This window comes from Candidatus Cloacimonadota bacterium, from assembly GCA_020532085.1.
Classification (GTDB): Bacteria; Cloacimonadota; Cloacimonadia; order Cloacimonadales; family Cloacimonadaceae; genus Syntrophosphaera.
The window spans coordinates 15,558-42,526 of the sequence record JAJBAV010000017.1; the positions used below are offsets into that span (position 1 = coordinate 15,558).

The window sequence follows — 26,969 nt, forward strand, 5'->3', positions numbered from 1 at the left end:
CTTAAACTGATTGTCACGTTTGTTTACGGTTGCGGAGGGGTGGATGGTTCCACCGCGCCGTGGCCGCGTTTCATGAGGCGGGAGATCAGGCCCTGGTAGCGGTTCAGGACTTGGGCCATGAAGCTCGGTTCAGACATTCCGCCCAGGCTTTCTTTGGCGGCCCGGTAGCCGAAATCGTAGAAATCCTGCACATCGGCGAGGTCGAACATGTTTTTGCGGGGGTAGTGGGCGTCGATGAAGAGGTCGGGCGGGTTTTGCAGCATGGCCTGAATGGCCACGAAGCTCTGATTTTGCAGGATGGACTGGATCACCACCTCGTGGGCGCGGAGGTCATTATCGGCCAAAGGTGTGGCCACGCCGATCTTTTCGGCTTCCCGGGATACCGGTGGCAACACGTTGATGGCGATGGTGAAAGCCCCCGGAACCATGTCTTTGAAGGCCATCGGCAGGGGATGTTCGATGCCGCCGTCCACAAAGAGATGGCCCTGCATTTCGTGGGGTGAAAACAGCAGGGGCAAAGACGATGAAGCGCGTAGCGCGCCGGTGAGGGGGCCTTTGTCGATGAGGATGGTTTTGCGAAGGTTGAGGTCGTAGGCCACAGCCACAAAGGGCAGTGGCAGTTCCTCGATTTTCACGGGCCCGATCCATTTGGCGAAGAGGTCCATGATCTTTTTCTTGTTGTGCAGGCTCTTGATAAGGTCCAGAGAAAGTTTGAGCGGCTGGAAAGGCACCCAGCCTGGGTTGAAGACCAGCGCGGATTTGCTGTCCAAAGCCAGGGTCAGGATCTCCTGCGGGCTTTTGCCCATGGCGAGGAGACCGCCCACGATCGCCCCCATCGAGGTTCCCACTATCCCGGTGACTGTAAATTCCTCACGGATGGCCTCGATGGCGCCAATGTGCGCAAGGCCATAGGCGGCCCCGCCTCCCAGGATCAGTCTGGCTTCCCTTTTCATGAACGCCATTTTGGGGAAGGAAACAAATTGTCAAGCAAAACACGCCTGCCAGCCCAACAAAGAAAGCGCGGAAACCCGCTGAGGGGATTTCCGCGCCATTTTGGAGTTGGGATGATTATTATTCCTCGGCAGCTGGATCGGTGAAGGTCCGGGTGCCCAATTCCCTGTCCAGCATAAAGATGCCGTGCATGTTGTCGCCTATCATGTCCAACTGGCTCACGATGCGGTCGGCACTCGCCTCTTCCTCCACCTGCTCGTCCACGTACCATTGCAGAAATCCTTTGGTGGCGTGGTCGTTTTCGGTGATGGCGATGTCCATCAGTTCGTTGATGCTCTTGGTGATGAACTGCTCGTGTTCGTAGGCCGCTTTGAAGGCCTTCAGGGGGTTGCCAAAATCCACGGTGGGCTTGTCGATGGCCAGCAGTTCAACTTTGCCGCCCCGTTCCAGCAGATAATCGAATAACTTCATCGCGTGGAAATGTTCTTCCTGGGCCTGCACCTTCATCCAGTTGGCCATGCCGTCCAGGTTTTCATGGGCGAACCAAGCCTGCATCGCAACGTAAAGGTATTCGGAAAAGAGTTCTTTGTTGATCTGTTCATTGATGGCTTTTTCCAGTGTCTTGCTGATCATGGGTATCTCCTATATGTGTTTACTTAGTTGTTGTTCAATGTTTTGCGTAATGCCTGCCAGGGTGGCGGCGTCCGGGATGTACTGCGTTTTCAGCGGCTCCAGCATCTCAAAACCACATTCCTTGGGATCGCCCAAAAGTTGCTGCAGGATGGGAACGCTTTGCCCGCCCCAGCCGTAGGAACCGAAGGCCAGGCCGATCCTCTGCTGGGGCGAAAGCCCCTTCAGATAATAGATGAAGGCCGCCACGGTGGGCAGAATGGAGTTGTTCAGGGTGGGCGAGCCCACGGCGATGAATCTGGCATCCATCACTTCGGTCATGATGTCTGAAATGTGGTTGGTCTGCAGATTCAGCATGCTCACCTTGATGCCTTTGTTTTCAAAGGCCTGCGCGATGGCCTGGGCCATTTTCTTGGTGGAGCCCCACATCGTGTCGTAGATCACCAAAGCGCGCTTGGGATCGGCCACGTTGTTCGACCAGTCTGTGTAAGCCGCCAGGATCTGGGGGATGTGTTCGGTCCAGATGAGCCCATGGCTGGGGGCGATCATGTCGATGTCCAGTTGCGAAGCGGCTTCCAGGGCTTTCCGCACCTGCGAGGAATAAGGCAGCACGATGTTGGCGTAATACTTCTTGGCTTCCTCCATCACGATATTGAAGGGGTAATCCGCGGCCAGGCGTTCGCTGGAGGCGATGTGCTGGCCGAAGGCGTCGTTCGAGAAGAGGATCTTTTCCTGGGGGCAATAGGTCACCTGGTTGTCCGGCCAGTGCACCATCGGCGTGGTGAGAAAGCTCAGGTCGCGCTGGCCGATGTTGATGCTGTCACCGCTTTTGATCTGCTCAAAGTTCCAGTCCTGCCCGTAATGCATCTTCAAGCCCTTGATGCCGTTGGCGTTGGTGTAGATCTTCGCGTTGGGGATCAGCTTCATCAGCATCGGCATGCCGCTGGAGTGGTCCATCTCCACGTGGTTTTGCACGATCACGTCGATCCTGGCGGGATCGATCACATCGCTGATGCGGGCCAGCATCTCGTCGTAGAGGTAATATTTCACGTTGTCGATCAGCGTGACCTTCTCGTCTATGATCAGATAGGCATTGTAGGTGGAGCCCCGCTGGGTGAGGTAGCCGTGAAAATTACGCAGGTCCCAGTCGATGCCGCCAACCCACCAGATATTGTCTCTTAACTTATACGCTTTCATGATTTTGCCTCATCATTCAAAAATTTGTGCCTCCCGTATATCCTACCTTTATAGTATACCCTCTCCGAGTGGTCCGGGCAAAAAAAACTTTGCTCCCCGGCCCTCACGGACAGGCTGAAGCAGCAGGAATGCCCTTTTCTGTGATGGGGATCAGATCCTATTTGCCAGCACTGCTTTCACCGTGCGGCTTTCTTTTCCACAGGACAGCCGGATGAGATAGATCCCCGCGGCCAGGGACCTTCCCTCCCCGTCTTTGCCGTCCCAGACGGTCTGATGTGTGCCGGCGCTTGTCCCGGCGTCCAGCAGGGTCCGCACTTTCTGGCCTTTGAGGTTGTAAACCGCGATCTCGGCGTGGCCAGCCTCTTCCAAACTGAAACTGATGCCGGCGCTGGGATTGAAGGGATTGGGAAACACGCTCAGCGCGACACCCACTCCCGGCAGCATGGGATCCTCGGCGGGAACGATCTCCTGATATCCCAGGCAGAATCTGAACTGAGGCATAAAGTCCTCTTCCCCGATGTTTGGATAAAAGGTGGTTTCCACGATGGGATAGCCTTCCTGGAAAGTGTAGTCCTTGTATTGGCTCAGGGTCCACCGTTCCGGGTCGAGAGGATAGAGCCGGGTGTAGTATTCTATCGTGTTCAGAAGCCCCTCGCTGTTGTAGCTGTGAAACCTGCGGTATTGCTCGTACCAGGTGTCATCGACAACGAAGTCGTAGATCCTTTCCTCCAGCAGTTTGGAGGGCTGGACCCCGATGAAGAAGGTGCCGTAAACCGGCCAGACGGAAAACGCCAGCTGGCGCAGGTAGGATTCCTGGGTGGTCTGGTCATCATTGTGGTAAACATAGTTCCTGCGTTCCTCTACATACCAATCTTCCCAATCGGCGCTGATCCCGGACACCACTATCTCGCTGGGCCGGCTGGCGGATTCCCAGCTGTAGTCGTATTTTTTCGCAGATGGCGCGGGAGAGTTACTCGAATAAGTGAATTCCACCACCCTTTTCAGGATGTTGGTATCGGGCCAATAGATGAACATGATCTGCTGATAATGCATCATCCCCCCGAACATGTCCAGGTTGGAGTTGATCTCTTGCAGCAGGCCGTTCTCATACTCATACAGCATTTCCCCAAATTGATACCATTCCCCTTCAGAGTAATACTCAATGATCACATGCTGGGGCCAGCCGTCGTCGCTGTACTCAAAGCTCATCCGGTCAGTCAATTCCAGCGGGGCGCCAACCTCCATGGCATAATAATCGTTGATGCACTCGATCCTGCCCAGGCTGTCATAACTGGCTTCCCAGCGTTGATTGTCGATCCACCCGTCCTCGAAATCCTGATACAGCATGCTGTCCATGCCCCGCGCCCCGGGCAACGCTGCCAGGAACTGCCGGGGAGTGGGGTCAAAACCGGTTTCGGGAAGCCACGGCTTTGGTGGACAGCCCGCCCAAACCGCGCCCCCGCAGACAAGCAACCCTGCCATCAAGATCATTTTTCGCATCTTAAACTCCCTGGAAGTTTTATCTCGCCGGATGATCGAGCCATTGCTTCCGGCAATGATGTGATCTTACCGCCGCGTGTTATTTGTCAAGTGATTTTTTTGTTTATTTGGATAAATTTTGAGTCAAAACCACCTGTTCTGCTGATAACCGCCCCAAACCGAGTTTGGATGCTCAATAGGTCAGCTGTTCGATCAGCACCTGTCGCGGGCTGTAAATGTTTCCCTGTGGCAAAATATACCGCCGGGTGGAAACTATTTCATCCGCTTGAAAACAAAACCCTCGGGCCCGCCCTGACAATGCAGTTCCGCCCCTATCACTTCTGGCAGACGGGGCAGTAAAAGGTCCCGCGACCCCCCTGCTTGATCTTGGCGATCTTGTGTCCCTTGGGGCAAAGCTCCTTTTGATAAACCCGCAGGAAATGCTGGAACTGGCCGGTTTTGTCATCCACCCTCCTGAAATCCGAGATCGAGGTCCCGTTCATGGAGATGGCTTCCTGCAGCACGGATTTGGTTTCCGCCGCCAGCTTTCTCAGCTTGGCCAGGCTCAGTTGGCCGGCCGGGGTGCGGGGATCGAGCTTGGCCCGGAACAGGATCTCGCAGGCGTAGATGTTGCCCAGCCCGGCGATCAGCCTTTGGTCCAGCAGCGCGTTCTTGATGGGGGTTTTTCTTCCTTTGAGAACTTTCCCCAGATACGCCCCGCCAAACTCATCGGAGAGCGGTTCGACGCCCAGTTCGGGCATAAATTTGCCCAGGTTGTCCGTTTTGCAGAGCACGATCTTGCCGAAGGTGCGAATGTCGATGAAATGGAGTTTTTCCAGGCCCGAGAGCAGAAAACAGGCCCGCTCGTGGGTCGATGTGCCTGTCATCGCCTCGTCCGTGACCAGCTTACCCGTCATCCGCAGGTGGATGATCACGCTGATCCCGCCCTCCAGCTCCAGGATCATGTATTTTCCGCGCCGCCGGTGGGACAGGAATTTCGCCGGGAACACCTGCCCAGGCAGCTCCGGGTCCCTGACCACCGTGCCCGGATAAAAACAGTCCAGACCGCGTATCTCTTTCCCTTTCAGCTCGTTCGCCACTCCATCCAACACCGTTTGCACTTCTGGTAATTCTGGCATGTCAGTTATCTCTCCCGTGTGTTTTTTCACTTTGAAAACAAGCTAATTCCCCCGGGCCTTTGAGCCAGAAAAATCGTTCATTGCCTGCGTGGCTCCCAATATCAATACGGTATCAATACGGAATCAATACGGATTTCATCCGTAATGATTCCGTATTGATACCGTATTGATATTGGGGAAGAAGGCGGTCCGGACAGGGAATATGTGTTGACAGGATTTCCTGAGCGAAACTTTTGTCACCGAACAACACAAATTTAACAAACGAGGTGGAAAATGCGGATCAGACTGGACCAACGGCTAGAATTGCTCTATGCGGTCATGTTGCTCTGCGGCCTTGACGCGAGTGGAATCTGCGTTGAGGCTGAAGACGAGTTCGCTCGCGCCGCGCGGGAGAAATTTGGCCGGCTGGCAACCCATCCTGCCGTGGCCAGCTTCAACCGGCTGTGGAAAACGGAGATCGATTGGGACACTCTGCCCAATCTGGCGCTGATCCTAACGCCAGACTTCAGGCTGGACGAGGTTTTCGACCCTGCCCGGGTGCAGGAATGCCTGGCTTCCGGAAAGGACTTGGAAGAATTCACAGCCTGCCTGCGCGACTTCCACCGCACCGCGGATTTCGCCGTGCACTTCGAACAGCTTCAGTCGCGCCTGGAGCCCTGGCTGGGGCAACTGAACGAACTGATCTACCGAAGACCGGTGCAGCGCATCCTGGAAGCCTATCTGGGGGTGGACTTTCCGGCCACGGAGGTGTTGCTTAGCACCCTCACCAAGCCATTTCTGTCGATCACGGTTTCCGGTAAACAGGGCGAGACCGTGTTTTGCCTGTGCAGCCAGAGAGGCCTGGAGATCGCTGAAAAGCACGGCAATCTGGAGAGGGTCCTGCTTTCGGCGATCTGGCACGAATTTTCCCACCATGTGATCAACCCGCTAACCTATGGGCTGTTTGATGATATTGACTCCATAAATGACGCGCAGGCGGAGTGGTGCTGCGCCTTGAACGAGAGCATCATCTGGGCGATCAACATCAGGCTGCTGGCGCGGGAAAAGATCATTTCCACGCAGGACATCAGCTGGATGCTCAAAAACGCCGAAGCCAACCGGGCCCCACAGACCCGGATGATGCATGACCTGCTGTGCGATTACGAAGAGAACAGGTCAAAACATGCCGGCATCTCCACCTTTCATCGGCTTTTGGCGGAGGCGGGCGGACCTCCACCCCTTTAGAATCCCCTCATAGAAAGGCATTGGAGCATCGCGGACCAGTTTGAGCCCTTTCACAATAAGCTGCAGAAACCCGGTCTGATCGCAGCCTGAAAACCGCGCTTGGTTTCTGGGATCAGGTTCCGTGGAGGTGACTTCAGGTCCCGGCGAAACGCGATCCCCTGTCCCGCAAAGGATTGCCCGCCCGGCAAATTATCCTTTGACAAAATACCGCCGGCGGCAAATCTATGTTTCCAGAGAAAGGGAGAGACCGAGATGTCATTTGTACACTTGCACAACCACACCCAGTACAGTCTTTTGGACGGCGCCTGCCGGGTTGACAGAATGGTGGCGCTGGCCAAGGAATACGGCATGCCAGCCGTGGCGATCACCGACCACGGCAACCTGTACGGAGTGATAGATTTTTACAAGCGGGCCACCAAAGCTGGCCTGAAACCGATCATAGGCATGGAAGCCTACATCATCAACGGCGAGCTGGACAGCGAACACAACAAAAGCGATACCCGCTACCACCTGGTGCTGCTGGCGCAGAATCACACCGGCTATAAAAACTTGATGATGCTCTCCTCCCTCTCTTTCATCGACGGTTTCTATTACAAGCCCCGGATCAGCAAATCGCTGCTGGAAAAACACAGCGAAGGCCTGATCTGCCTCAGCGCCTGCGTTAAGGGCGAGATCGCCTCCCTGCTGGCCAACGACCGGGAAGACGAGGCCCGGGAAGCCGTGATCTGGCACCAGAAGGTGTTTGGCGACCGCTATTTCCTGGAGATCCAGGATCACGGGCTGGATCTGGAACGCGACGTGATGCCGGCCTTGATCAAACTGGCCAAAGAGCTCAACCAGCCGCTGGTGCTCACCAACGACTGCCACTATCTGCGCAAGGAAGACCACGAGGCCCACGACATCCTGCTCTGCATCCAGACTGGAAAAACCCTCAACGACCCCGGCCGCATGAAATACAACACGGACCAACTTTACTTCAAGAGCCCCGAAGAGATGAAAACCCTGTTCCCGGAAGAGACGGAGGCCTACGCCAACACGCTGAGGATCGCCGACATGATCGACCTGGAGCTGAAATACGACAAGTTTCTTCTGCCTGAGATTGAGACCCCTCAGGAGTTTGAGGATATGGGCTGCTATCTGCGCGCGCTCTGCGACGAAGCGGCAAAGCTGAAGTACCCCGAAATGACGGAAGAAGTGCAGAACCGGATCGATTTTGAACTGGACGTGATCCACCGCATGGGCTTCGATGGCTATTACCTGGTGGTGAAGGACCTGATCGACAACGCGCGCAAGCAGGGTGTTCCGGTGGGTCCTGGCCGCGGTTCCGGCGCCGGCAGCATCATCGCCTATCTGCTCAACATCACGCAGATCGATCCCATCCGTTATGGCCTGCTGTTCGAGCGTTTCCTCAATCCGGACCGCATCAGCATGCCGGATTTCGACATCGATTTCTGCGCCCAGAAACGCGGCCTGGTGATCGACTACATCGTGCAGAAATATGGCCGCAACAGCGTTACGCAGATCATCACCTTCAGCACCCTGGGCGCCAAATCCGTGATCAAGGATGTGGCCAGAGTTCTGATGGTGCCGGCCACCGAAGCCAACAACATCACCAAGACCATCCCCTTCAACAAGAATCTGGAGGAGGCCTACAAGGAATCTCCTGATTTCCGCCATCTGATCGACAATAACGAGCTCTACCAGAGCATCTACAAACACAGCATCGTGCTGGAAGGCCTGATCCGCCAGACCGGCATCCACGCCGCCGGACTGGTGATCGCGCCCGGCGACCTGAAAGAATACATCCCGCTCACCTGCAGCACCCAGAAGGATTCCGACACCAACATCCTGGTGCAGTATGAAGGCCGCTGGCTGGATGAACTGAAATTCCTCAAAATGGACATTCTGGGGCTGAAAACCCTCACCCTGATCCAGAAAACGGTGGATCTGGTGCGCCAGTCCCACGGGGTGGAACTGGACATCGACCAGCTCGACCTCACCGACAAAAAGGTATATCAGCTGCTCAGCAAAGGCGACACGGACGGCGTGTTCCAGTTTGAAAGCGACGGCATGCGCAAATATCTGATCGACCTGAAGCCAAACCAGTTCGAAGACCTGATCGCGATGGTGGCGCTCTACCGGCCCGGGCCGATGAAGTTCATAGATACCTACATCGCCCGCAAACACAAGCGGGAAAAGGTGGTTTACGACCATCCCGTGATGGAAAAGACGCTGAAGGAAACCTACGGGGTAACCGTCTATCAGGAACAGGTGATGCGGATCTCCATCGAGATGGCGAAATTCACGCGGGGCCAGGCCGACACGCTGCGCAAGGCGATGAGCAAAAAGAGCCTGGACATGCTGATGGAGTTCAAACAGCAGTTTGCCGACGGGGCCACATCCAACGGCGTGCGGGACAAGGTGGCGGACAAGATCTGGAACGACTGGCTGGATTTTGCGCAATACGCATTCAACAAGAGCCACGCCACCTGCTACGCCCTGGTGGCCTACCGCACAGCCTGGCTGAAGGCGCATTATCCGGTTGAATTCATGGCCGCGCTGCTCTCGCTGGAAGACGATCCGGCCAAGGTGCCGGTGAAGATCGAGGTCTGCAAGGCAATGGGGATCAAGATCCTGCCGCCCAACCTGAACCGCAGTGACAAGGAATTCAGCGTGCGGGGCAAAGAGGTGATGTTCGGCCTGAAAGCGATCAAAAACATCGGCGACGCCGCCATCGACGCGATCGTCGAAGACCGGCGGCAAAACGGTGCCTATGCCAGCATCTTCAATTTCTGCAGCCGGCTGGACAGCAGCGCGGTGAACAAAACTGTGCTGGAAAGCCTGATCGCCAGTGGCTCGATGGATGAGCTGGAAGGCAGCCGGGCCCAAAAATGGGCCGTGATCGAACAGGCCCTGTCCTTCAACACCGGCGCGCAAAGGGACAAGAGGATAGGCCAGACCTCGCTTTTTGACCTCATCACCACCGACAGCGGCGGCGAAGAATACTATCCCCCCCTGCCGGTGGAGGAACCCTGGAACTATGCCTATCAGCTGGAGAAAGAGAAGGAAGTGCTGGGTTTCTACCTGGGCGGGCATCCGCTCTACGAATACCGCAGCCTGGTGAAACACCTCACCAACACCAGCTCCCAGAACATCAAAAGCTCCAGCGGCAAAGATCTGGTGCTGGCCGGCATCGTTTCCGGCATTTCCCGCAAACGCGACAACAAAGGCAATCCCTACGCCTTCATAGAATTTGAAGACCTCAGCGGCCGCTTTGAAGTGGCGCTCTTCAACCAGGACTACGAAAGGCATTTTTCCAAACTGGCCACAGGCAGCATCTTCTTCGTGTTCGGCAACCGCTCTGGCTACAACGGCAATGAAGACAGCATGCCGCGGATCAGCCCCACGGACCTGGTCCCGCTGGCTGAGCTGCCCCAGCACCTGCGCGGCGAGATCCGCCTGAACCTGACCCTGGCCAGGCTTTCGGAGGAATTTGTGGATGCCTATAAAACCCTCACCGAAAAAAACCGGGGCGGCTTCTCGATCAAGGCCGGCATCACAACGAATGAAGGCGACAGCTACCTGCTGGACGCGCAAAGGAAGATTTTTCCCAGCAACGAGTTTTTGCAATGGCTGGAGGAAAAGCAATACGAATTCAGCCTGAGGGTGGCCCTCAATGGTAAAAGCGGCTGAACTTGCGCTGCTTTTGCTCCTGCTGGCCACGCTGCTGCCGGCCCAGGAGATCATCTTCGAGCACTACGGCACGGGGGTGGACCTGTGGGTTCTGATCCCCTACAACGCCTTGGTATTCAAATCCGGCGTCACCGAATCCAACTTCCAACTGGTGATGGAACTGAAAAACACCAAGACCAAAAAGACGCTGGGTTTCGACCGGGCCTTTGTGGTGCCGAAGCGTTACTGGCTACAGGATACGGCCATCCCGGTGACTTTCAGCGCGGAGATCGGGCCGGGAAATTACCAGGCTGACCTGCGCCTGCGCAACCTCACCCAAGGCGACAAGGTTGATCTGAGGCGGAATTTCACCGTGGGAGAAAACTACACGGAGATCGGCCAGCCCTATTTCCTGCTCCGTAAAGAGGGCGTCACTTTCCAACCCGCGATTCTGCACCCCCTGCCGGTCCCGCTGGAAAGCTGCGTGCTTACCCAGAAGTTCAGCCTGGCCGCGGACAGCGTCCACATCGCCGGAATTGCTGACCCCCGCGTGTTCACTTACCCGCAAGGTTCATACACGGCCGACCTGACCGCCCCAGCCAACGCGGATTCCCTGGCCGGTCTGCGCCTCAGCCTCTATGAAGGCAACATCCGCTACGACATGGCCCCCTTCCTCTACAGCCAGTTGTTCTACTACAACGCCCGCTACAGCTACAAAGACCAGATCCAGCAGCTGCGCTACATCGCCACTCAGAACGAATGGAAAAGCCTGCGGGCTGTTCCGGCGGAAAACATGCCCGAAGTGATCGACAGATTTTGGCAGGTGCACGATCCCAGCCCGGGAACCCTGCGCAATGAGGCCCGCGAAGCATTTTACCAGCGCGTGATGACGGCCGACGAGCGCTTCACCATCCATAAAAAACTGCAGGGTTGGAAGAGCGACCGGGGAAGAATCTACATCAAGTACGGTGAGCCGGACGAGACGCACAGCGAAGTGCATCCGCTGGACCTGTATCCTTACATAATCTGGACCTATTACAGCCAGAAACTGGAGTTCATCTTCGCCGACACCGGTGGTTTCGGCCAATACAGACTGAGGAACAAAGATGAAGAATATTAGAGCATTGCTGCTCTGCCTGGCCCTGACCGGCCTGGGAGCGGCCGCCGCGGCCGAAACCTTTACCATGCACGTGGCTCCGCAGCGCTTTTTGAACAAGGACAACAGCACCATCCTCAACGTGGATTACCAGATACCTTACGGCAATCTCTGGTTTTTGGCCCAAAAAGGCGGCTACTTTGCCGAACTGGACCTGCAGGTGGAAGTGGTGGTTGGGGACAGCGTTGTTTACAGCCAAACCTATCGCGACAACATCGGCATTTCGGACAAAAACGATTCCCGCTCCAACAAAAGCTATCTCAACCGGCTTACTTTCAGCCTGAACAGCGAGCCTTGGTTGCTGCGCGTGAGCGCCAAAGACCTCAATTCACGCAAAACCGCCAACTGGACCTATCAGGCTGAACCGCTGGGCGCGCAGGACCTGCTCAGCGATCTGGAATTATGCAGCTTTGTACGGCCGGACAGCAGCAGTTATCTGCAGCGGTTTCACCGCGGAAATGTCCTCTATCAGACCCAGCCCTCCCTGATCTTTGACAAAACCGAGAGCGAAGACCTCACCATCTATTTCGAGACCTACGCTCCCGCGGACCTGGCCGGCGATACGGGCCTGCTGGTGCTGACCGTGGAAAAGGACAGCGTAATGGTGTTTGACCGTTTTCTGGACTATGCCCCGTTATCCCACAACGAAGGAATCTCCCTGCGCATACCTCTGGAAAAGCTGAGCCCCGGCAAGTACACCGGATCGGTGGAGTTTCAACTGGGAGAACAAAGCCAGGAAAGGGAGTTCATTTTCTTCCTCACCGAACCCAAACAAGAGCAGTTCTTCGTCTTTCCCGATCCGGATGATGATTTCAAACTGCTCAAATACTTCACTGGGGCCACCTCAACCGCAGACTGGAAAACTTACGACCTGGAAACCAAACGCAGATACCTCAGCCAAAGCTGGAAAGCCCTGGCCGCGGCGGGAGCCATGAACACCCAGACCCTGCTGGACCAGATCCGCGAGAGGGTGGACTACGCCAACTCCTACTATAGCCATTTCGAGCAGGGCTGGACCTCGGACATGGGGCGCATCCACATCCGCCAGGGAAAACCGGATGAGATCGAAAAAGGCACGTCTTCCGACGAAGCCCGCTTTGTGCGCAAAGACTATCAGATCTGGAAGTACCAGGGCCGTCAAAAAGCCGTTTACCTCTTTCTGGACATGCAGATGAACGGCAACTCCCGCCTGATCTACGTTGAAGGGGATCAAAGGGAAAGTTCGAACCCGGATTACCTGTATTACCTGGGGGACGACTTCGACACCAGCAAACTCTATAACTGAATATTTACAAACATGTTACGTGACCCTGAGCCTCTTATCAGCGGAATTAACTGGCGCTGGGGACCCACGATTGCCAATCAAACTGGACAGATTTCCATGAGATGGACAGCCAAATCGCGTAACATATGGCAGTTACGGCGTCTAAGCGATCAGATCCTGAAAAATATCACAGTTCCGGCAGGAACGCATCTTCAAGGTGTTCAAGCTTATAGCTGTCGGTGTGGCAAAAATACAACACAATCACCAAGTCAAACCGAATTCTTGACTTGACACATTCGGGATGTTGAATAACATATCGCTGAGCCGTGAGTGTGATGCGCTTTCGCTTTGTGAAAGACACATTCATCATGGCCTGCCTGATAGAGTGTTTGGAGCGTGTTTTGACCTCCACGAAGACCAGCGTGTCTTCCTGAATGGCGATGATGTCGATCTCGCCAGTGCTCGCCCGGAAATTCCTGGCCACGATGGCATAGCCCTTGTTGGCCAGAAATTTGGCGGCCAGGTCCTCTCCCACATGAAAGATTTCGTTTGCTTTTTGTCGCTGCATATGGCAAAAAAAAGCTTGACGGAAAATCTGTCAATGATATTAATGACCCGAGACTAAGAAAAACACCGAAAGGTGGAGGGAAGTATGAAAAAAGTTATATTGAGCGTAATTGTTCTGGCAGCCGTGATCGGCATGATCGAAGCTGCGCCGTTCCAGACGATGGGATTGCTGCGCACGCCAGACGCGTATGTTATTCCTCACAAATCGGCGCAACTGGTTCTGGCTGGCTATTACAGAAACGTGGAAAGACCCTCTTACGTTGACCCGGACAAAAATGGACTCAATTTCTACGGCATGCTGGGGGTAGGCCTGTTCGACCGCGTCCAGCTGGATTTCTTCGGCGGAGATTACGTCTATTTCCTAAACGCCAAAGTCAAGCTTCTGCAGGAAACGCCCAAGATCCCGCAGATCGCCGTCGGCATGGACAACATCCTCTCCCCGGTTAACCGGCGCCGGGCCCAAGATTACAAGCCCTACTACTATTGGGACCCAGAGCAAGAGGCTGTAATTCACTCCAGCCTAAGGGATTCGTTGAATTTAGGCTGGATTGACCATCCAGACAAAACCGACTATGAGTATTTTTCCCCTTATCTCGTTGCCTCCAAGCAAGTGGTGATGGGCGGCATCGACTGGATGTTCAACCTCGGGATCGGAGCTAATCGTTATATTGGTCAAGTGGATCGTTCGCGCTGGTTTAGTGGTCTCTTTGCCTCAGTGGAGATATCGCCCTGGGACAATTTTGCCGTTCAGGGCGAATACGACGGCAAAGACTTCAATGCCGGCCTCAAGTACTCCATCAAGAATTTTGGCATCCGTTTGGGCGCGGAAGCGGTTGAAGACCTGGCCAAAGGTTCCGAAGGCAACGGATATGAAAACAATCTCCGTATCGCCTTGGGGCTTTCCTACCTGTTCGACAGATTTTCGGACAAGAATGCCTCCATCCGTCCGGACCTCGGCCTCTACGCCACCAACATCGGCACCGAACCCGTGATCGTTCCCACGGAGCCCGTGGCCGTGGCCACCACTGAAACCGGCCAGCCGGCTGAAGTGGCCATCGTTACTCCCGGCACCCAGCTTCCCACTCCCGGCATCGTCGAAGCCAGCGCCTACAAAGAACTTTCCCCGGAAGTGAAAGACCTGCTGGCGGAGTTGCGCCTCCTTCGCGAAGAACGCCAGAAAGCGCAAAAAGCGCTGGAAGATCTGCGCAAATGGCTGCAGGAGCTTAAGGAAGAAAACCAATAAATAGTTTTCGCACTGATCACCGTCTGGTGAATGTGCAGGTAAATACGTACATATTTCCCTTGGTCAAGGTTGAGATTCAGGATGCGACCCCCGGCTGCATCCTGAATCCTGCTTATAACTGGCAGGATTGATAACACAGGACGATAAGCGAGCGGGGTTATGAAAAAACTCATCAAACTATATCTGTTGCTAACGCTGACAATGGTTCCCATTGCGCTGGCGCATGCTCAAGATGCGGTGGTCAGTCCGGATGTCCGGAGCGCGATTTACGCGGATCCCAAAGTCATAGAGGCAATAGATTTCCTGAAAGACAGGCTTCCCCAACTGGTGGAGGAGAACAAGTCCCAGGCCGTTGAAGAATACTTGCAGCATTACGAAAGTTTGAGCAAGCTGGACGAGGCTGACCTTCTTTATCTGGTGGGGCATTTTTACTCTGTTGTGGACGACCCCACGCAGGCCATCCCATATTTCGACGTTTTGATCAACGACCCCAAGCTCGGTGACGACGCCAGGATGATGCTCAATCTGCTGCTGTATTACAGGGCTGTGGATTACATCCAGAATCAGAATATCGAGACCGCGGCTCCCTTCCTGGAAGACGTGATGAACCGTTTTTCCACCGGCAAATATTACCCCACCTACATGTTCCTGTGGGCGGACCTCCTGGCAGAGGATGCCGAAGAGGCCAGGATCCAGGGCTACGTTGACGCCTATGAAAACAACAAAGACTGGATCAAAAACACTTTCGTGAACCGCCGGCGGAGCGTGATCGGCCGCCTGGACGCTCTCGATCTGGATTCTTTTTATGCGGACCCAGACACCAGCAAGGCCAATGTCCTGAAAGAGCAGGTTTCCTCCATCCAGCGGGACCTGCAAGACCTTTACAACGAGTTTAAATCCCTGCCCGGCTTGCAGTTCACCGAAGCTCTGAACAGGATCGCGGAAGAAGAAATGCGGCTGCTGGAAAATTTCAAGGCCCAGATCAGGCCGTTCGAATCGCTGCCCCCGATCGATCTCGCCCAACTGGCCTCGCCCGATTACACCGGACCCGAATCAGCCGCCTTCACCCGTTACCGCGAGGGCGCTATTCTGCTGAAGCAGCTTAAAGACACCTCCGTGTTTTACGGCAGGGTGCTGGATGTGATGGACCGCTTTTTCGAGCGGCGCTATGAACTTTTTGTGAACGAAGACGAGTCGGTGGTGGGCAAAGGCTTCAGTGACATGGAGCTGAAACGCCTTATGGACATCGAACGCAACATCAATATCTACACCGATGTCGTGGCGGGGATCGACAAGATCATGGCCGAGCCGAACTATGCCAGCCTGAACCTCGATCTGGGTCCCGAGCGGCAGGAATATGTGGAAAAGATCGCCGACCTGCAAAACCGCAAGGAACGCTACCTAGCTTTCCGCAAGCATCAGGACAGCGTTGAGGAAGCGATCTTTACGGAACTTTTAGACGAATACTACGCCACTTACCGCGATAAACGCTCCCTGGACGAACTGCTGCCGGAAGTGGAAGACGTGATGCTCACCATGATCCGGGAAAATTATCCCAAAGACCAGCAGGGCGTGATCGAAAAGCAGTACGCGCAAACCCACAAGGTTGGCCTGAAAGATTTTCCCATTAACGACACCTTCATCGCCAACCTGGATTTCCTGGGACTGATGGTGGACTATCGCAAGATCCGCTATCAGGAGCAGCAGCGTCTGGCCAAGGCTGATTCGCTGGGCGACGAGCAGCAGCGGGCGGAATATCAGAAGATCGTGCAGGACAAGGCTGAGCTGTTGGAAAGATATGAGGCCTTTGTTGCCGCCAATCCATATTTTCAAGCCATGGAGCAGCCCAGCGGCGGATATTTGCTGAACAATGCCATCATCTATTACAACATGGCCGAACTGCAGTACGCGGTTGATCTGGACAATCCCGAGAAAGCCCTCGCCCATTATAAAATGGCCTTGGAGATCGAGCCGGATTTCTACCTGCGGGACCGCGCCCTATACAACATCGGCTACTTAAGCAGCGAGGCCAAAAAAGTTGCCAAAAACGCCCAGATAGAGCAGTTCCGTGCCGCCAACCCCAATCAGGAGAGACCGGACCGGCTCAAATTCGCTGAGGCTGATTTCCGCGAAGCCCTGGATGCCTACACAGAGCTGGTGGATTCAGGCAAGTACGACGACTCGCCCTATTACGACGAGGCCGTGTACAGGCTGGGCATCCTCCATTTCCTGATCGGCTCGGACGCGAATGAGCCCGTCACCCACTATGCCGAAGCCAACCGCCGTTTCGACTCGCTGGTGAACGATCCCGACAGCGTCTACCATCATGATGCCCTGTACCAGAGAGCTTGGGTGAACCTGAACCAAGGCGACGAACAATCCCTTAAATCGGCCCTGGCCGATTTTGTCACCCTCATCGGAGCGGCTGACAACAAAGAGATCACGGATGCCTATCTGGCTCAGGATTACCGGGATAACTCCATCGACAACATCGCCTATTCCCTCATCGCCCTCGACGGCATCGATTTCAACCAGGAATCCAAGGGCGTGGGAGAAATCCGCAGAGCCCTGGCTGAATATTCCGATATCAAGGTGAAAACCCTCATCCTGGACAAGGCCGCGGGCATGAAAGTGGATATGGAAGCTCCGCTGCAGGCCATAGATTTCATGGAACTCCGGCTTCAGACCTCTCCTTATGAATTGCAGAACCCGGCTGTGGTGGATTCGATCATCAAGCTCTATTATACCCCCGGCCTGGAACTCCGTTCCGGCATGGACCTTACCCGGATTCGCGACGACAAGCTCGACTTCATCAAAGCCACCTATGGCAAAGACACGCCGTGGTACCTGGAAAATGTTAAGGATGCGGACGCGGCAGCGCCGGAATTGAGGGCGCAACTGGAAATCATCCGCGATGCCTATGAACAGATCCGCATCCGCCATTACAACAACCTGATCGATTCTGCCTCCAAAGCTGACCAACAGCTTTACGAGTTTCACATCGAAGCATATCAGCAGTACACCCAGCTGTTCCCCAACACCACTGTCCTGCAAGCTTTCATAGACGGGAACAGGCTAACGGAAATTCTGTTGGCCAGCCTTTTGGCTGAAAAGCGCAACGATATCGAAAGCTATAACTTTGCGGCAACCAAGCTCACGGATTACAATCAGGATTTCCAGGGGAACCCAGATTACTTCAACAACGAAGGTCTCATCTACAAATACAACCAGCGGATCTACTCGCTGTCCAAACCCGCCCCGGAAGATGACGCGACCTACTCACAGTATCGTGGTTCCGCGCTTAGATTTTACAATGTGCTGAAGGCATCCCAAAACCCGGAAGCCAGAAGCGGCGCGCCGGCGATCCTGATGGACCTGGCCGCGGTTGAACTGCACCACGGCCATCCCGACCAGGCCAAAGCTCACTACAACACCATCCTGGCAAGCGGGATGGAGATCGACAGGGCCACCAGCCGCAGCATTTATCTGAACCTGGCCAAAATCGAGGAAGACAACGGCAACTTCAGCGAAGCTGAAAAAATGTACATCGCCGCCAAGGGCTTTTCCAACAACGCTACCGATGCCGGGGAGATCGAAAACCTGGTCCGGCTGCAGATCCAGAACAACTATGAAAAGGCGGAACAACAGGGTGACCAGCAGACCGTTGCCACAGAACTGATCCGTTTGGCGAATAAATTTAACGACGAACCTTCCCGCAGCCAGGGCTACCTGTTTATGGCCTCCGAGGCTTACGTCAAAGCCGGGCTGTACAATGAAGCCATCGCCCTGAAAACTGATCTGGCCGCGGTGAAGACCTCCATGGACGAGAAATACGCGCTCTACGAACAGAGCTGGACCATAGCCCAGACCCAGATGAAAGACTCCGCCAAGGCGCGAGACCTGAAAAACGATTTCATCCAGCAGTTTCCTGCCAGCAACCTGGCCTTTCTCCTCAGGGTGGACCTCATCGAGGCAATGCGTCAAGATGCCGCGCAGCGCAGCAACGCAGCAGCGGCTTACATCGACCTGCACAACGACGTGAAAGCAGATCGGATCGACAGCGGCGACATCAAGCCGGAAGAGATCTATCTTTGGGCTGTGGAGATCTACAGCAGCGAAGACGATCAGGAAAAAGTGGTCGAGGCCCTCACCTACTTCACCCAAACCTATCCCAAACACAAAGAAACGCCCGGTTTCCTCACCATCCTGGCTGATTCCTACCTTGCCCGCCAGGATCAGCAACGCTTTGAATACTACGCGCGGGAACTCTATCTGAGCGACAGCAGCAAATCTGAACGCTATCTCACAGTTGCCAACCGCAAGCTGGGAACCCTGGCCCAAGAGTTTGACACTGCCTACGCCGCCAGGAACTGGGACCTGGCTTTCCAGAAAAGGGACGAATTCAAGCGCCTGGAAGCCGAATACCGCGGCGAAGGTTTGCCCGTGGAAAGCACAAAAGCCCATGAGGCCTTTGCCTTCGCAGAATCCGAGTACGCCATCCTGCAAGCCCGCCAGGCTTTTCTGGACGGCTTCGACCGCCAGCTGAACAGCATCGAACGCGGCAATTTCCTCACCGCGTCTGCCAACCAGCTGTTGCCAGTGGGCGCCGGAACCACCTGGCAGAAACATCTCTTTGGCGGCACGCCCAACCTGGTGCCTTCTTTCCAAACCAGATCCGAGCTCGAGGTGGCCAAGATCGTCAAGCTGCTGGACCAGACAGAGGCCGATAACCTGGATAACGAACGCCGCCTCAGGGCGCTGAGTTTGATCTGCCAGATAAACGACCGCGCCGCCCAAGTGGTGGAAACCCAGATCGATAAATACATCCAGGTCTCCAATGAACTGGCCCCCTTCCGCGACCGCAAGAGGTTCAGCCAACAAGAATTTGACAATATGGTCAGCACCGAGATCAGGCCTTATTCCCAGCCCTATATTGACGTATATTACAACAATTCGAACCTGATCTACCAGGACATCTACAACAAATATTTCACGGCCGGCTACTTCGACCAGTACACCACCAAGGCTGAGGACAAGCTCATCGAACGCAACTTGCTGCCGGAATACACCGAGGTCCGCCATGCGCTGGATAACGCCTGGAACGCCTGGCTGGCCAAACCTGCAGGCGGGTCTCAGAAGATCGACTCCACTTTTGGTTCCCTGATCCTGGATGACGGAAGGATGCTCTCCACTTACAGCGTTCCCTCCCAGCACGAGCTGATTTTGGAACGCGAGTTCGAGTTTGAGGTCGTTCCCCGCTTTGCCTATGTCTATCTGGCTTACGAGCAGGATCCCCGGATCGTGGTAAACGGCAACGATATCGATCCTGTTTTCATCCCCGTTTACAAAGAGGATTTCGGCACCGTCTTCGCGATCCGCGTCGACGGAGAGGCTTGGAAAAGCGGAGTGAACAGCTTCCGCGGAGTTTTCCCCAACGCCGTGATCTCAGAAGAACCGATCCATTTCAGTACGAGTTTCTTCTTCGACGCAGCGGAAATGTCCACCACAATCCCCACCGAAGTTATCACCCTGGTGTCCAATACTGACTGGACTGTGATCGGAACTGATCCTGATACTGGAGAAGAGATCAGGTCCTACGCCAGTTTGGCCCCGAACTTCGAACTTCCCATGGACAGGTCCACCTTCCTGCAAAATGCCTCCGCGCAGCCCATCTGGGCATATGAGACGCAGGAAAGCCAGCAGACGGCGGTAGTATTTGAAAAGGAATTTGAGCTGTCCGCCGGTTTCGTGGATGGATATCTCGATTTTGTAGCCCCGGACAACGCCAGGCTGTTCCTTAACGACCAGCCCTTGGGCCCTGTTTACGAACTGAACTACGATACAGAGCCCTTCCTGGTGTATCCGGTGCGGGCCAGTTTGCCCGCTGAGCATCTGAAACCCGGCTTGAACAAGCTGCGCATCGAAGTTCAGAACAATTCGCCCAACCGCGGCATGATCGCCGAACTGGGCTTCACAGTATCCGCCAAGGAGTGAAGAGATGAAAAAGACATTCCTGATCAGCCTTCTGATCCTGCTGGGAGCTTCTGTCTGCCTTGCCCAGGTGGACAGCGGTGAGACGGTCGTTACAGAGCCCGTGGAAACAGAAGTGATCGAAGGACGCGACCTGCAGATCCAGATCAAGACCATGATGCCTGACATCAGCGTGATCCAGATCAAAACAGATACCTACGCTCCGGCGGCAAAATACGATTTTACCATCAGCTTGGCCGCGATCCAGGCTGAGAGCAACAAACAACTTACAAATTGGAAACAAGAAATATTAACATGGCTAGAGGAGTCAAAATGAATGCTAAGCACATCGTTCTCGTAATCCTAACCCTGGTGATCGGCCTTGGGGCCTTGGCGGCGCAGGAAGCGCAGGCAGCGGAAGTTAAAACAGACCCCGTGAACCTTGCCACCATTTTCAGGGATAGCAATCAGCAAGGTTTCTTCGGATATCTGATCCTGCTGGTTTTCATCGTCGGCATCGTTTACGCGGTCATCCGCTACATCCAGCTGTTCCACAAAGAACGGATCAACGCCCAAAATCTATACAAAAGCCTGAAAGGCTATATCAAGAACGACCAGATCGAAGAAGCCATCAAGATCACGGAAAAAATGAAGGGCACCACCCTCGGCTTCATCTTCTTCAGCGGCCTGTCCGTATATAAGGACGTGCGCAGAACCGCCGCCAAGGAAGACATGAGCGCCCAGGTGCAGAACGCCCTCGACGAAGCAGTGCTGCAGAAAGTTTACAAGATCGATGCCGGCCTCTTCTGGTTTGACACCCTGGCCCAGGTTTGCACCTACCTCGGTCTGCTGGGCACCATCTGGGGCCTGCTGGCCGCTTTCAACGCCCTCAGCCGTCCCGACGTGCTTGACAGCCAGAAAAACATCATGCTCTCAGCCGGCATCAAAACCGCCATCGGCACCACTGCCCTCGGTTTGATGGCCGCCATCCCGCTCACCCTGATCAAGGGCTGGCTGATAGGCAAAGCTCAGAAGCTTATCAACGAGATCGACGAATACAGCGTAAAACTCATCAATCACATCAATATTTCAGCTAAAGGATAAGATCATGGCATACCGTCCTTCAGCCGGAAGGAACCAGCATCCAGTATCAGTTCCGAAAGTTCCGGACCTGGTGCCGATCATGAACTTGTTTCTCACCGTCATCCCTTTTCTCTTGCTGATGCTGGTGATCACGCAGGTTGCGCTGGTGGCCTTCAACTTCTCTGCCGCGCCTCCCGGCCAGCCCGCGACGGTCGACGGCACTGAAGGCTTGAAAAAGGATGTTCCGGAAGTAACCGTCATCATCACGGCCTCGCAGGATTCCCTGAGCACCACCATCCCTGGTTTTGAGATCAGGGAACCAGGGCGCGACCCGGGTATCGTGGGACTTTCACTTGGCCAGTACAACTATGTCATGCTCGATGCCGGCCTCAAGACCATCCGGGATAGGTTTCCGGATCTGCGGGACATCAGCGTGGCCCCTTATGATGACGTTCAATACGATGTCCTGATCAAAACCATCGATATCTGCCGGAGCAACGACTTTGCCAATGTTCACTACAAAGCCCCGCAGGTGCGCTATTACGTGATGGGGGGACAATGAGCAAAAACCTGAATCCCCAAAATCTCAACCGCAGGGTGCGCCGCAAGTTCCCGGATGGAACTCCGCTGTCCATCATTTCCCTGGTGGACATCCTCACCATTCTGCTGGTGTTTCTGCTCAAAAACGTTTCCATGGAAGTGCAAAAACAGACCATGCCAAACAACATGACCTTCCCGGTAACCATGCAGAAGCGCGATCTGCTAGAAAACAAAGGCACCACCGTGGTCCAGATCTACCCGGACCGGATCCTCCTGGGCGAACAGGGCATCCATTTCGGCAGTCTGGAAGAATTTGCCTCTGACCCTGACAAACGCACCGAGATCCTCTCGTATCTGCAAAGCACAGCCACGGAAATAGTTAAAACTTCGGACGCCAGCGGCAATCCCACCCCCACAGCCCTGCTCATCCAGGCGGATAAAAGCATCCCCTGCTGGTACATTACGGAGTTTGTGAGCCTGGGAACCAGTTCCTTCTATGAATACATCTATTTTGCCACCCTCCTGGAAACTGATTGGCTTGAAAAAAGTAAATCGAACACCAGTGGGTAAGGAGGTATGATGGCAAAGACGATACTGAACCTAAGCCTCAACTACCGGGGAAAACATCTGGACACCATCCGCCAGGGAACCGATTTTGTCAACAAATGGCAGATCGGAACAGATAAGCATCTCTTCTGGCAGATCCTGGACGACACCCAAAAATTCCCCAGCAAACATAAGCTCCTGGTCAAGCGTGGAAATGACTTCCATCTGCAGCTGCCGGACGGCTCCCACCTCAGCTGCAGCAAGGACGGAAACCCGCTGGACGCCAATTTCCTGAAACAGAACGGCATCCTCTCCGGCTCGTTGCTCAAGTTGCGCAACGACCTCAGCGGAACCGTGCAGATAAATCCGGATTACGAGATCCAGTTCGGCTACTCCGAACCGCGTAAAACGGTTCTGCGCCCGGAAGAACAGGCTGTGGTGAACAGCAGCTTGCAGCCGGCCACTCCCTCCGCGTCGGAACGCACGGAAACTGGACTGATCCTGCTCTTTCTCATTCTGGGCCTGGCCTTCGTGCTGATCTACGACCTCGTGATCAAACCCAGGATGGACAAGGAAAAAACCCTCACGGAAACCTTGGCGGAACTGGAAAGAGTGCGCAGGATAGAACCGCAGCTGGGTTTGACCGCGCCGCAAGCCACCACGCCGGATACACCTCCGGAAGAACCGAAAGCCGGCGATACCGCAGAGCCAAAGAAACCCGGCGGCAAACAACCTGCCAAACCCACCACCCGGACCACCGGCACAACCGGCGCCCGGCAGGACCAGGGAGTTCCCGACAAAGGCCAGATCTTCGGCACCAACAGGCCCGGAGCCACCTCCGGCACCAGCAGGCCTCAAACAGCTTATGCCGTGACCGGCCTGCAGGATTTTGTCACCGCCCGTCCCGGCGCCAGAGGTTCCGCCACCGGCACCAGACCCGGCTCCGGAACATTCGATCCCAAAGCCTCATCAGGTTTTACCGGCTCCTTCGATCCCAAAGCCACTTCCGGCTTCAATGCTTCAGCCTCGGATGTGGGCCGGGTTGCCACAACCCAGCCCGGCGGCCCCGGATCGACCACCCGGCCGAACCTGCCCACCCAGACGTTCACCGGCGACGCTTCCAAGCTTCAGACCCCCTCCACCAGCCAGTGGCCCACCGTGCCATCGGCCCGGGAGGAAACTGAGAGGGTTACCCAGTCTGTGGTCAAAGCCCCGGATATCAGCAAGATACCCACTCCGGAAGTGAAGATCCCCAAACCCGCTTCCTCCGTTCCGGACGCCGACGTCATCTACAACCAGATCGCCGCCCGCAAAGGCCAGATCGAGCAATCCTACAAAAAGAACGTTGCCATCAAGAAGCAAACCGGCTCCATCACAGTGCTGATGGACATAGCGGAGAACGGCAGCGTGTCGGCCCGCGTAACTTCGAACAGCGCCACCTTCACTCAAAGTTTCCTGAGTGATATCCAGCGGATCGTGGAATCCTGGCGCTTCAACGTCTCCAAACCCACCAAATACCAGTTCAAAATGAACCTCACTCAAGCCTAAACAACTACGAGAACATATCCAACCCCGCTCCACCGGCGGGGTTTTTTATTACCTCTGATCCGGATGCGCAAGTTTTCCCCTTGACCGTTCCCAGGGCTGTTACCCACTATGAATGGAGCTTGAGGGTGAACAGTACCTTTTCAAACAAATGGCTTCCGGCAGGCTCCGCCCTTATCACACTTCCCGTACACATCCCATTCACTTCCCGCTAACTTCCCGCCTGGCAGGGGGGAAGTCAGCGGGAGGCGGACAAGAGGCGGATAGGAAAGGGCTAAGGGCGGGATTTTCAGGAACACAGGCCGCACCGGGCAGATTTCCATTGACACAAAAGCCCCTCCCTTCAGCCTTTGACCATGTATTACTACGCCGTGCACCTGCCCCTGGTCCTCACCCGGGAATTCCATTACAGCTCCAAAGTGGAGATAAACACCGGAGCGAGGGTCTTGGTGAGCTTCAACCGCAAGGACATGATCGGCATCTGCGGTGAGCGAATGCAGGGCCAGCTTTCCGACAAGATCCGCTACAAACCTGTGTTGGAAGTGTTGGACGACGTCCCGGTGCTGGGACCCCGGCTGCTGGAACTTGCCAGGTTCATGGCGGGATATTACGCCTGTTCGCTGGGCAGCGCCTGTTTCGCGATGCTGCCGGCCTGGCTGGTGCCGGACATCGAGGCCGAGGTGAAATGGCTGGCAGCGGAGTTTCCAGAATCATTCAGGGTTTTGGAACCCGCTTTGGGGGGAGGCGAGGCCAGAAAAGTATCCGAATTGCGCAAGCTGCTGAAAGGGGCACCGGTGCTGCATCTGATCGAACAGGCCGCGGACCTGGGCCTGCTGGAAGTAAGGCGCAAACTGAGTTCCCGCGACAAACCCAAAACGGTCAATTTTGTCCGCCTGCTGGACCGCGAGCCCGATCTGGGGCAGTTTCCGCCCAAGCAAAAAGAAGCGCTGCAACTGATGCTGGCCATCCCCAAGGAGGAGTTTCCCCTCTCCGAGATCAGCGCCACCGTATCCTATTCCGTGATGCACGCGCTGCAGAAGAAAGGCTTGCTCAGCATCACCCCGAAGCAGGTGGAGCGCGAGTTTTTCAGCTACGAAAGCGGCGCCGGCCCCAAGGCCGTCACCTTGAACGCAGAGCAGCAGCAGGCGGTGCGGGAGATCTCGCGGCAGGCGGATGGATTCAGGGTCGATCTGCTCTACGGCATCACCGGCAGCGGCAAGACCGAGGTCTATATTCCTCTGATCCGGGCCTGCCTGCAAGAGGGCAAAGGAGTGATCTTCCTGATCCCGGAGATCGCGCTCACACCTCAGATGGTGGAACGCTTCCAGGGCGAATTCGGTTCCACTCTGGCCATCTCCCACAGCCAGCTGAGCGACCGGCAGCGCCTCAGCCAGTGGCACAAGATCGCCACCGGAGAATGCCGGCTGGTGATCGGCGCCCGCAGCGCGGTCTTTGCCCCCATGCCGCGCCTGGGGCTGATCATCGTGGATGAAGAGCACGAGCAATCTTACAAACAAGACAACAATCCCCGCTACAACGGACGCGACCTCGCTGTGGTGAGGGCCAGGCTCGAAGGCGCAAAGATCGTGCTGGGCAGCGCCACTCCCTCGCTGGAATCCTGGCACAATCAAGAGATAGGCAAATACACTCTGCACACCCTGAGCAGCCGGCCGCTGGACATCAAACTGCCCGAAGTGCGCATCCTCTCGCTGCAGGAGGATTACCAGCAGCAATTGCTTTCCGACGAACTCATCGCCGCCATCAGCGCCCGCCTCGAGAAAAAGGAACAGGTGATCCTGTTTCAGAACCGGCGCGGCTTTTCCTCTTACATGCAGTGCCTGAAATGCGGCGAACTGATCAAATGCTCCAACTGCGACATCAGCATGTATTACCACCGCGACCGCGAGGAAATGCACTGCCACTACTGCGGCAATGCCTATCCCAGTCCCCGCAAGTGCCCCCACTGCGGCAGCTACACTTTTTCCTACGGCTCACCCGGCACCCAAAAAGTGGAGCAGCTGCTCCAGATCCTATTTCCCCAAGCCCGGGTGCTGCGTCTCGATTCCGATTCCGCGCGGAAGCAGGACAGCTACAAAACCATGTACCGCCGCATGAAAGACCGCGATGTGGACATCCTTTTGGGCACCCAGATGATCTCCAAAGGGCTGGATTTCCCCGCTGTGACCCTGGTGGGCATCATCAGCGCGGACATCAGCCTCAACGTGCCGGATTTCCGCTCTGCCGAACGCACTTTCCAACTCTGCACCCAGGTGGCAGGTCGCTCCGGCCGGGCGGACAAACGCGGCGAAGTGATCGTCCAGACCTACAATCCCACCCATTACGCCATCGTGCACGCCGGAAACCAGGATTACCGCGCTTTCGCGGAGGAAGAGCTGGAGCACCGCAAGCGCCTCAATTACCCTCCCTTCTACAGGCTGGCCCGGATCCTCTTCCAATGCGCGGACGGACCCCTGCTGGAACAGGAAATGGCCCTGCTGCAGGAAAAATCCCTGCTGGTGGCAGCCACATTTGGGGCAGCCGACATCTTTCTGCTGGGACCGGCACCGGCGCCTTTTGCCAAAATGAACAACCTCCACCGTTGGCATTTGATCATCAAAGCCCGCACACCTTCCATCCTGAAGCAGTCTTTGGAGCTGATATCTGAGCTTTACACACCGCCCGGCGCCATCCACTTCCATCCGGATGTGGACCCGCTCAGCCTGATGTGAAGCCAGCCGCCAATTTTTCCCTTGCCAAAATACT

At 55.5% G+C, this 26,969-nt stretch carries 18 protein-coding genes; 12 read left to right on the plus strand and 6 right to left on the minus strand.

The genetic code is table 11. The features are described 5' to 3' along the window. Window positions 1-23 precede the first annotated feature (23 nt). The 5 genes from LHW45_05995 to mutM all read right to left on the minus strand — a co-directional run bounded on the left by LHW45_05995 (window position 24) and on the right by mutM (window position 5,396). The gene (locus LHW45_05995; GenBank protein MCB5285124.1) at window positions 24-953 is read right to left on the minus strand and encodes a patatin-like phospholipase family protein; all 930 of its coding nucleotides are present in this window, start codon (window positions 951-953) and stop codon (window positions 24-26) included. Window positions 954-1,071: 118 nt separating this feature from the next. Further along, entirely contained in the window at window positions 1,072-1,584 is a 513-nt protein-coding gene (locus LHW45_06000) for a ferritin (GenBank protein ID MCB5285125.1), read from the minus strand. A gap of 9 nt (window positions 1,585-1,593) precedes the next feature. Then, window positions 1,594-2,778 carry an FprA family A-type flavoprotein gene (locus LHW45_06005; protein ID MCB5285126.1) on the minus strand — a complete coding sequence of 395 codons (1,185 nt, stop codon included), beginning with the start codon at window positions 2,776-2,778 and terminating at the stop codon, window positions 1,594-1,596. 150 nt (window positions 2,779-2,928) lie between these two features. Continuing rightward, entirely contained in the window at window positions 2,929-4,278 is a 1,350-nt protein-coding gene (locus LHW45_06010; GenBank protein MCB5285127.1) for a T9SS type A sorting domain-containing protein, read from the minus strand. 314 nt (window positions 4,279-4,592) lie between these two features. Continuing rightward, complete coding sequence (gene mutM / locus LHW45_06015) at window positions 4,593-5,396, minus strand: bifunctional DNA-formamidopyrimidine glycosylase/DNA-(apurinic or apyrimidinic site) lyase (protein MCB5285128.1); 804 nt, start codon at window positions 5,394-5,396, stop codon at window positions 4,593-4,595. Window positions 5,397-5,669: 273 nt separating this feature from the next. Here mutM and LHW45_06020 point away from each other — a divergent pair, with 273 nt between their 5' ends. The 4 genes from LHW45_06020 to LHW45_06035 all read left to right on the plus strand — a co-directional run bounded on the left by LHW45_06020 (window position 5,670) and on the right by LHW45_06035 (window position 12,733). After that, window positions 5,670-6,620: a DUF4932 domain-containing protein gene (locus LHW45_06020; protein ID MCB5285129.1), complete on the plus strand. Its 951-nt coding sequence runs from the start codon at window positions 5,670-5,672 to the stop codon at window positions 6,618-6,620. Between the two features lie 252 nt (window positions 6,621-6,872). After that, complete coding sequence (locus LHW45_06025; protein ID MCB5285130.1) at window positions 6,873-10,313, plus strand: DNA polymerase III subunit alpha; 3,441 nt, start codon at window positions 6,873-6,875, stop codon at window positions 10,311-10,313. After that, complete coding sequence (locus LHW45_06030; GenBank protein MCB5285131.1) at window positions 10,297-11,412, plus strand: GWxTD domain-containing protein; 1,116 nt, start codon at window positions 10,297-10,299, stop codon at window positions 11,410-11,412. Before LHW45_06025 ends, LHW45_06030 begins: the two co-directional genes overlap by 17 nt. Next, window positions 11,399-12,733 carry a GWxTD domain-containing protein gene (locus LHW45_06035; protein ID MCB5285132.1) on the plus strand — a complete coding sequence of 445 codons (1,335 nt, stop codon included), beginning with the start codon at window positions 11,399-11,401 and terminating at the stop codon, window positions 12,731-12,733. The genes LHW45_06030 and LHW45_06035 overlap by 14 nt, the downstream gene beginning before the upstream one ends. A gap of 166 nt (window positions 12,734-12,899) precedes the next feature. Here the strand turns inward: LHW45_06035 and LHW45_06040 are convergent, their stop codons facing one another. Continuing rightward, window positions 12,900-13,280 (minus strand): YraN family protein, encoded by a 381-nt coding sequence (locus LHW45_06040; GenBank protein ID MCB5285133.1) that lies wholly within the window; start codon window positions 13,278-13,280, stop codon window positions 12,900-12,902. 84 nt (window positions 13,281-13,364) lie between these two features. Between LHW45_06040 and LHW45_06045 the strand changes: the two genes are divergently transcribed. The 8 genes from LHW45_06045 (at window position 13,365) to priA (ending at window position 26,935) form a co-directional block, all read left to right on the plus strand. Continuing rightward, a complete protein-coding gene (locus LHW45_06045) occupies window positions 13,365-14,522 on the plus strand; it encodes a YjbH domain-containing protein (GenBank protein ID MCB5285134.1) in 1,158 nt (385 codons plus the stop codon). Window positions 14,523-14,681: 159 nt separating this feature from the next. Continuing rightward, entirely contained in the window at window positions 14,682-20,516 is a 5,835-nt protein-coding gene (locus tag LHW45_06050) for a tetratricopeptide repeat protein (GenBank protein ID MCB5285135.1), read from the plus strand. A 4-nt stretch (window positions 20,517-20,520) separates the two neighbouring features. Continuing rightward, window positions 20,521-20,829 (plus strand): hypothetical protein, encoded by a 309-nt coding sequence (locus LHW45_06055; GenBank protein ID MCB5285136.1) that lies wholly within the window; start codon window positions 20,521-20,523, stop codon window positions 20,827-20,829. Next, entirely contained in the window at window positions 20,826-21,596 is a 771-nt protein-coding gene (locus tag LHW45_06060; GenBank protein MCB5285137.1) for a MotA/TolQ/ExbB proton channel family protein, read from the plus strand. The genes LHW45_06055 and LHW45_06060 overlap by 4 nt, the downstream gene beginning before the upstream one ends. A 79-nt stretch (window positions 21,597-21,675) precedes the next feature. Continuing rightward, entirely contained in the window at window positions 21,676-22,137 is a 462-nt protein-coding gene (locus LHW45_06065) for a hypothetical protein (protein MCB5285138.1), read from the plus strand. Continuing rightward, a complete protein-coding gene (locus LHW45_06070; protein ID MCB5285139.1) occupies window positions 22,134-22,685 on the plus strand; it encodes a biopolymer transporter ExbD in 552 nt (183 codons plus the stop codon). The genes LHW45_06065 and LHW45_06070 overlap by 4 nt, the downstream gene beginning before the upstream one ends. A gap of 9 nt (window positions 22,686-22,694) precedes the next feature. Next, window positions 22,695-24,209: a hypothetical protein gene (locus LHW45_06075; protein MCB5285140.1), complete on the plus strand. Its 1,515-nt coding sequence runs from the start codon at window positions 22,695-22,697 to the stop codon at window positions 24,207-24,209. Window positions 24,210-24,562: 353 nt separating this feature from the next. Continuing rightward, the gene (gene priA / locus LHW45_06080; protein MCB5285141.1) at window positions 24,563-26,935 is read left to right on the plus strand and encodes a primosomal protein N'; all 2,373 of its coding nucleotides are present in this window, start codon (window positions 24,563-24,565) and stop codon (window positions 26,933-26,935) included. The last annotated feature ends 34 nt before the right edge of the window (window positions 26,936-26,969 follow it).